Annotated in this window: 9 protein-coding genes; all 9 read right to left on the reverse strand. The window is 48.6% G+C overall.

The annotated features are described in order from the left end of the window. Positions 1 to 636, reverse strand: a 636-nt coding sequence (locus RH89_RS09625; RefSeq protein ID WP_004401435.1) for an NAD(P)-dependent oxidoreductase, incomplete at its 3' end; no start/stop codon positions are given. Further along, on the reverse strand, positions 633 to 1,409 hold the full coding sequence (locus RH89_RS09630) for an SDR family oxidoreductase (RefSeq protein ID WP_004401437.1): 777 nt from the start codon (positions 1,407 to 1,409) through the stop codon (positions 633 to 635). The genes RH89_RS09630 and RH89_RS09625, both read right to left, overlap by 4 nt. Before the next feature lie 11 nt (positions 1,410 to 1,420). Further along, positions 1,421 to 1,738, reverse strand: a complete 318-nt coding sequence (locus RH89_RS09635) for an L-rhamnose mutarotase (RefSeq protein WP_004401439.1) — start codon at positions 1,736 to 1,738, stop codon at positions 1,421 to 1,423. A gap of 79 nt (positions 1,739 to 1,817) precedes the next feature. Next, positions 1,818 to 2,618, reverse strand: coding sequence for an acetoacetate decarboxylase family protein (locus RH89_RS09640; RefSeq protein ID WP_004401440.1), 801 nt, complete (start codon positions 2,616 to 2,618; stop codon positions 1,818 to 1,820). Beyond that, the gene (locus RH89_RS09645) at positions 2,611 to 3,435 is read right to left on the reverse strand and encodes a sugar phosphate isomerase/epimerase family protein (RefSeq protein ID WP_004401442.1); all 825 of its coding nucleotides are present in this window, start codon (positions 3,433 to 3,435) and stop codon (positions 2,611 to 2,613) included. The genes RH89_RS09640 and RH89_RS09645 overlap by 8 nt, the downstream gene beginning before the upstream one ends. Before the next feature lies 1 nt (position 3,436). Further along, the gene (locus tag RH89_RS09650) at positions 3,437 to 4,501 is read right to left on the reverse strand and encodes a Gfo/Idh/MocA family protein (RefSeq protein WP_004401445.1); all 1,065 of its coding nucleotides are present in this window, start codon (positions 4,499 to 4,501) and stop codon (positions 3,437 to 3,439) included. Between the two features lie 19 nt (positions 4,502 to 4,520). Next, on the reverse strand, positions 4,521 to 5,231 hold the full coding sequence (locus RH89_RS09655; RefSeq protein WP_038123755.1) for a FadR/GntR family transcriptional regulator: 711 nt from the start codon (positions 5,229 to 5,231) through the stop codon (positions 4,521 to 4,523). Positions 5,232 to 5,248: 17 nt separating this feature from the next. Beyond that, complete coding sequence (locus tag RH89_RS09660) at positions 5,249 to 6,250, reverse strand: ABC transporter permease (protein ID WP_004401449.1); 1,002 nt, start codon at positions 6,248 to 6,250, stop codon at positions 5,249 to 5,251. A gap of 12 nt (positions 6,251 to 6,262) precedes the next feature. Continuing rightward, a partial coding sequence (locus RH89_RS09665; protein ID WP_004401451.1) for a sugar ABC transporter ATP-binding protein occupies positions 6,263 to 7,562 on the reverse strand: 1,300 nt, incomplete at its 5' end.

A 7,562-nucleotide genomic window follows, 5' to 3' on the forward strand; every position in this document is an offset into this window, starting at 1 on the left:
CGTCGCGGGCGCATGAAGCGTATACGCATCAGCGGATGACCAGAATTCGTCAGAACTCGATAAGGTCACACCAAGCGATTCTGCTTCGCGCTCCGTCATCAGTGGGTCGCAGACCAGAAAATGAAAACCAAAAGGTTTTAACCTGTCTAACACCGCTTTGCCGATGCGACCGAAACCGAAAAAGCCGACAGTGGTTTCTTCAAACGGTTTCAGTTCACCTCCGACTTCCACCGCTCTCCAGTAGCCGTCTCTAATCGACTGGTCGAAAGCAACATTCTTGCGAAGGCACATTAGAAGCAAGCTGGCGGTATGATCCGCGACTTCGTTGGTGCAGTAATCCGGAACGTAAGCGAGTTTTAAACCATGCTCGTGCCCAGATAACACATCAATATTGTCGTAACCCACACCGTACCGAACCACAGTTGTACCCGGATTAACTGCGTTTACAGCCTTTCGACCAAACGGAGCAAACTGAACCAACACTGCGTCTGCATTTTTAACGACTGAACAGACTTCCTCTTCGGACCGACATTGGTACGCTTCGAGCTCGTAGCCCTGCTCTTCCAACACCGCTTTTTCGATGTCCAGATTTGGGAAGGTATAGTCCGTACAGACTACTCGTTTCTTTTCACTCATAACCCCTCATCCTCGTTCTCAAAATCTCCGATTAAAGGGGGGTGTCTGACATCAAGCTCCTGTCCGTTGTATTGTTTTTCAGTATCGCGAATCAGCCTTGTGATGCCTTTGGCGGCATGAATCGGAGGCATAAGGTTTTCTTTCGGAATGTTCGCATGCGGAATGTCGTTGATCTTGGCGGCGCGAATTTCGTCCTGCATTCGGGAGTTCACACCACCCGGTCTTAAGCTGTAGACACGAATGCCGTATTCGTTGACTTCCTGATGCAACACTGAAGAGAATATTTTGAGTGCCGCTTTACCACAGTTGTAACCGCTCCAACCGTCGAGCGGCACTTCGGAAGCACCTGAGCTGATGTTGATGATGCTTGAGTCGGCTTGTTGTTTGAAATGAGGTATAACAGCCTTTACACAATGAAAACTGCCGAAAATGTGGGTGGAAACACACTGCTTCCATGCGTCTGAATCGGTATCTTCGATCAAAGCTAATGGCTGAATGACCCCAGCGTTATTGACCAGATCGGTGATTTTTCCAAATTTTTCGACGGTTTGATCGACCACGCTTTGGACGGCTTCTCTATCTTTCACATCACAGGTTAACGCAAGGCAACGTCCTCCGCTTTCAATAATAGCGCTCTCCACTTTTCCGAGCTTTGATGGTTCATTCGAAATAATGGTGACGGCAGCCCCTTTCTTCGCCAGCAGCTTTGCTGTTGCTTCGCCAAGACCACGGCTTGCCCCTGTGACCAGTACGACTCTGCTTGAAAAATCCATTGCACCTCTCCTTATGCCTTAAATGAAAACTGATTGGGTAGTAAAAACGGGAAACCAGTTTGCGTATCCACTTCTATCTTCATAATTGGTGTCATATAAGCGCCCCATTTGGCATTCACCTCACTGTTACTGAGATAGTTGATGGTTTTTTGCAGATCATCCGTTTCGAAATAGCCGAACAGTGTCAAACCATGACGAAAAATCTGATAATTAGTGATGCCCGACTTTGTAAGTTCTTCACTCATTTCAGGCCAAATCTCATCATGGCGCTTTTTGTATTCTTCTTCGTATCCGGGTCTGACTTCCAAAACCCACGCGTAGCTTTTCATGATTCATTCCTTAAATTTAGGGTGCAAAAACCCACCTTCACTAAGCAATAGCAGTGAAGTCCCTGATTTCGTTATATCTTTACTTTTCGTTTTCTAAATAGTCGTAGATGACTTCACCCTTTACCAGGTCAAAATCACCCTTCCAGTAAAACCCCTGCAGCATTTCGACCACTGGCAGACGAAACAGAGGTGCCTGCGCATTGGGTCTCAGCTCTACAGTACAAGGACCCGACCAACACTCCGTCACTCTTACGTTTGCCAGCTTGCGGGAAGTCAGCTGTCGAATTGCAGGCTTGCCGTCGATATGATTTACCGCTTTTAAATTAATGTTGGTGGCAAAATCCATGTATTCGCTTAACGATTCGATTTCGTCTTTTTGCTGCTTGTATGCGAGTGTTCCAGTGAAAATGTCGATTCCGTTTCGGGAGATCGTCCCGACCATCAGATCACCCCGAAACTGAATATCCGGAGATCCGAGTTTTTTAGGTTGACCATGCACTTCCCGACCATGGCAGACGCCCACTTCTGAGTTCAGAAAAAGGTAAGGCGAATATGCGCCGCTATGTTCTTTATTTGGAAAATTAGCATTCGGCAAACTGGCACCGACCATGACATTGGACTCACGATAGTCCCCGATGTAGTCGGTGTCGTTCATTCGATAGATGTGTACCATCACCACATCGCCTGTAACCTCAAGCGGAGGGGGCAGCAAGCCTGCGATCGCCTGTTGCGTGGTTCGGTAGGTAAACGTCAGTACTTCTACATTGCGAAACGAAAACGGAAAAGGCGGAATGGTTGGCGCATCCCAAGGCGTCGAAAACTGGTCCGCAAGGATATCCGCTTCGGTAAGCGTTTCTGAAAATGTTTTGCGTTTAACCATGAGCCGCTTCTTTCCAGTTAGAAAATACATCTCTCAGCTTGATGGTTTCTGAAAGCACATCTTCATGCAGCGTTCCCATGTAGTCTTGATGTACGTATTCCAGCGCCAAATAGCCTTGGTAATTCAAGGCGGCTAACTGCGCAAATACATCGAGATAGTTGATTGTGCCCTGCTCCAGACGAGTTTGCAGATAGCCCATTTTTGCCTGACGAAGATGGATATGCGCGGCATGCGCGAGTAATAGGTCGATTTCTTCCTGACGATAGCCCAAACAGACGTAATGAGCATGATCCAAAACCAGCTTTAGTCCCTCTACTTCATCCAATAAGGCTTCGGTTTGGGCAGGCGATTCAATGCACGAGTGAACATGAGGCTCAATGGCGACCTGAACACCCGTCCCTTTAGACATCTCAACCAGTACATTGAGGTTTTCTGCGCTCTGTTTTATCGCATCGCCTCGCGTTTGTCCGGGATTAACCACCCCAGGGAGGATAAACGCCGTTTCAATACCTGCCTGCTGGCAGAATTCCAGTACCTTGCTGAAATCCTGTTTATTCTTGGCGAGCGAAGACGCCAGCGCCAGATTCCAGTCTTCCAGAGATTCGCCAAACAGGTGATAAAGACAAGGAACATCAAGTGGCAGTTCTTTAATGGTTTTGGCGTAAGTGTCTGGTGATGAAAGCACTGCGGATTTATCGATTGCTGAACGATAAAAGTAACCGATATCCAGACTACCGATACCCAGCGCGTTACTGATTGCACACGCTTCATCCAGACTGCATTGCGGCATCGACCATGATGTGAGTGACAAGCGCATATCAGACTCCTTCCGTTTTTCCGCTAGAAAACGAGCGATACATGGCATCCAGCACCGCAACCGACTTCATGCCTACCGTGCCTGACGCGTATATTTCGCCATTATCGCCCGAACACAAATCCACAAAGTGATGTATTGGCAGCATGCCATCGTAATCTGTCGCGCCAGACCCTAGTTCGATTTCTTCATCCTGTCCGTCATGGCGGAAAACTGACACACGAGGTCGCTCGATATCAACCGTGAGTACGCCTTCGGTGCCAAAAATTCGAATGTCCAGCATAAAGCCCTTGTGTTTAGGCATGGTCGAGGCTCCGGATAAACTCACCAACGCCCTCTCATTTGTCGAGACAATGGCGGCATCGTAATAGTCGACGCCTGCTTTAGACTGCGTTTGTTTGGCTATCACGTCGGCTGGTGTGAGATCCGCGATTTCAAATAGAAGACCAAGCGCATGAGTAAGCTGGCCCCAACCGTATCCCCCTGCGTTATTGGGGTCAGACCAAGTAGAGGTAGGCGGTCTGAAAAGATGCGACTCTGTGTCGACCATTTCTTCGCCGTTGAACAAGTCCGCGAGAGGTGATGCCATCTGACAGACAACGTGAGAGACCTGACCAATCTTGCCCTGAGAAACCAGCGCTTTTGCTGAATGAGTAAACTCAGCAAAGTTCCAACCATGAGGCATGGTGATGAATGTGTTGTTTGATTCTGCAAGGGAAACCAGTTCCCTCGCCTGTTTGATGTCTGCTGTCAGGGGCTTTTCGATAATACAGGGAATGCCTTTTTGTAAGCACGGTTTGGCACAGGCAAAGTGCGCCGTGTGAGGAGAACTGACCACGACACCATCAACGCTTTCCTGCTCCAGCATGGCTTCGACATCGGTGTAAGTAGCATCGATTTGAAACTTGTCCGCTACAATCTTCAGGCGTTCTTGGTCTTTATCTACCGCAATAATTCGTTTAACCGATGGGTTTTGCTCCAGTGCAGGAATGTGGTTAAAGGTCGCCCACCACCCTGTTCCAATTACTGCAATGGTTGCTCCTGCATTCGTTGATCCTTCCTTGGACATCTTTTTCTCCTGTTTAATTCTATTCGTTTGCGACAGACTCTCGGGTCGAGATACGAACATGTTCCATGTGCAGCCTCATCGCAGACTTTGCCATTTCGGCATTTCGCAGCGTGAGTGCTTCGACGATCAACTTATGATCTTCGATACTGCGCTGGATAAGGTTCGGAGTCTCACTCGCCATTTTTCGATATCCCATGCCAAGCACATTTAAACTCTCAGACATGCGCTGCATAAATGGGTTACCGGACGCATTGGCAATCACTCGGTGAAATTCGGTATCCAGCTTTCGAAATAGCGATGGGTCGTCCGTCGCTTCGCATTGCTGCTGAATCAAATCGTTCAGGCGATTTAAATCTGGTTCCTGAATCAACACACTCGCCGATTCAACAATTCCGCACTCAATCACCACCCGTGCGTCATAGAGCTGGTCGACACTCAGTTTCTCTAACGTCATGTAAAACTGGAGCGGGCTGAGCAGTTCAAACGCATCCAGTGAAGACACGTAAGCGCCGCCTCCCTGTTTGCTTTGTACTACCCCTAAAATCGCTAACCCTCTCAACGCTTCTCTTACGCTTGGGCGAGAGACTTCCAAGGCGTTGGAAATTTCTCTTTCGGTGGGTAAACGCTCTCCCGCCGCAAAGTTCCCTGTCTGGATCTGTTCCAGAATGTACTTTGCTACTGCTTCTGAAACTGAAGACGCTTCTATGGATTTGTAAGAGTCAATGTGCATTCCGTTTTCCGTTCTCATTACGCCAACGCTTTTCTTCGAATGGCATCCACACCAACTGCCAAAAGCAATACTGCTCCGCGAGTGATGTCTTGCCAGAAACTCGAAACATTCATTAGCGTCAAGCCATTATTTAATGTGCCTAACAGTAACACAGCGATCAGCGTTCCCCACACGCTGCCAACACCACCTTTGAGACTGGTCCCGCCTAAAATAATGGCGGCAACTACCGTGAGAAGGCTCTGCCCAGCCGCATCGGGAGCACTCGCCCCCAGCATAGAAGCGAGTACAATGCCAGCTAAGGCTCCGGCTAAACCTGACATGATGTACCAAAGCATCTGTGTACCCACCACAGGGACCCCAGCAAGATAACTGGCTTCCTGGTTGCCACCGCAGGCGTAGACATATCTGCCATATCGGGTTTTCGCCAGTACAAACCAGATTACGGCGACGATTAAGACTAAAAGGATGAAGGGCACTGGAACACTGGCGATCTGGCCGTTTCCAATAAACTGAAATGCGTCATCGAGTAAAGGTTTAGAAAGCCCGCCCGTCATTACCAATGCAGTACCCGTAAAAATACTCATGGTGCCAAGTGTGACGATCAATGGGTTGAGCTGGAGCCGTGTTGCGAAGTAACCGTTGATATAGCCGCAAACCGCACCAAGCACTAAACCGACGCCACAGCCAAGCCAGATGTTTCCATAGCTCTCATAAACCATAGACACGGTTACACCAGAGAGCCCAGCGACTGCAGCCACAGAAAGATCCAGCCCGCCAGCAATCATCAAAGGCGTGCCCGCGGCTGCCATTAAACCAACAACAGCCATGTTGGTGCCAATGCTCATTAAATTGTCATAACTCAGAAACCAAGGGGACAAAGTGGAAAACGTCACCAAAATGCACGCATAAAAGAATGCCAGTACGATCAAGCTTGCCCACTGCCCGACTAATAGAGAGCGAAGCCAGGAATCACCCTCTGGTTTAATTGAATTGGGCTGACTTTTTTTCATTAATTCCATGTCCTACTCCAACTAATGCAACGCTTTGTGGTGCGTGGCAGCGGCGTGCATCAATTCATGCACCGTAATATCGTTATTCGTGTCCAACACCACATCTCCGTGTGCGAGCACCATTTTTCTGTCTGCAATGCCGGCAATTTCCTCGGCATCGGTAGAAGTCACAACAATGGCGACACCTTCTTCTGCAAGATCGCGCAGGCATCGGTAAATATCTTTCTTAGCGCCAATATCGACGCCTCGGGTGGGTTCTTCCAAGATCAGCACCTTAATGCCAGAAACCAGCCAGCGCGCAAGACACACCTTCTGCTGGTTTCCTCCTGAAAGAAAACGAATTTCCTGTTCTAGATCAGCCAGCTTTATTCCTAAATTATCAATCCAGCGTGTGACCAATGTTTTCTCTTTTTCTCGATCCACAATGGATGTGTTCTGAGTAAACTGATGGATGTGAGCTAACGTCATATTTCGTGCAACTGACATATCGGGAATAATGCCATCGCGTTTGCGCTCTGCCGACACCAAGCCAATGCCTGCCCGAATTGCTGTTTGCGGGTCTTGGGTATGAACTCTTTTTCCCCTGACCTTAAGATCCATCGTTCCGCCCAGCGCTTTGCTGTCGAAAATTGCCTGACCAAAATATTCCAGCCCTGATCCAATCAACCCGAACAGACCGACAATCTCGCCTTCCCGCAATTGAAATGTAAGCTCGTTGATGTGTCCCGGAACCTGCATATTAGAAAGTGAGAAAATGGGCTCTCCTTTAGTGTCATCAGAATCAGGGAAAAGCGGTCCGGTTGTGGTTCCCAGCATAGCGTTAAGTACTTCATCCACGCTGGTTTCTTCTTTGGCATAACTGCCGATCATCTGCCCGTCACGCAACACGGCTATGCGATCAGAAATCTCAAACACTTCATCAAGATAGTGAGAAATAAACACGATGCTTACTCCTCTGTTGCTCAGTTCGCGAATCGATTCAAACAGGGCTTGAGATTCGTTTCGGTTGAGTGATGCTGTTGGTTCATCCAGTACGATCACTTTTGCCTCGCCATCCAGCGCACGCGCCAGTTCCACAATGCGTTTTTGCTGAGTAGTGAGCACAGACACCAAGCTATCCGGCTTAATGTTTGAAACCCCGAGTTGCTTGAGTAACCTCAGCGTTTTTCCGTTCATAGCGTCGTAATCCAGGGTTTTGATAAACCCAGACTTCTCGGGTAAGTCGCCCAGACAAATGTTCTCTGCGACTGTCATATCAGGCATGACAGAAATCTCCTGTGGCAGCAGCTTAATGCCCTTTGCAATGGCGTCTTGCGGCGTC

The organism is Vibrio nigripulchritudo ATCC 27043, assembly GCF_000222685.1.
Lineage (GTDB): Bacteria > Pseudomonadota > Gammaproteobacteria > Enterobacterales > Vibrionaceae > Vibrio > Vibrio nigripulchritudo.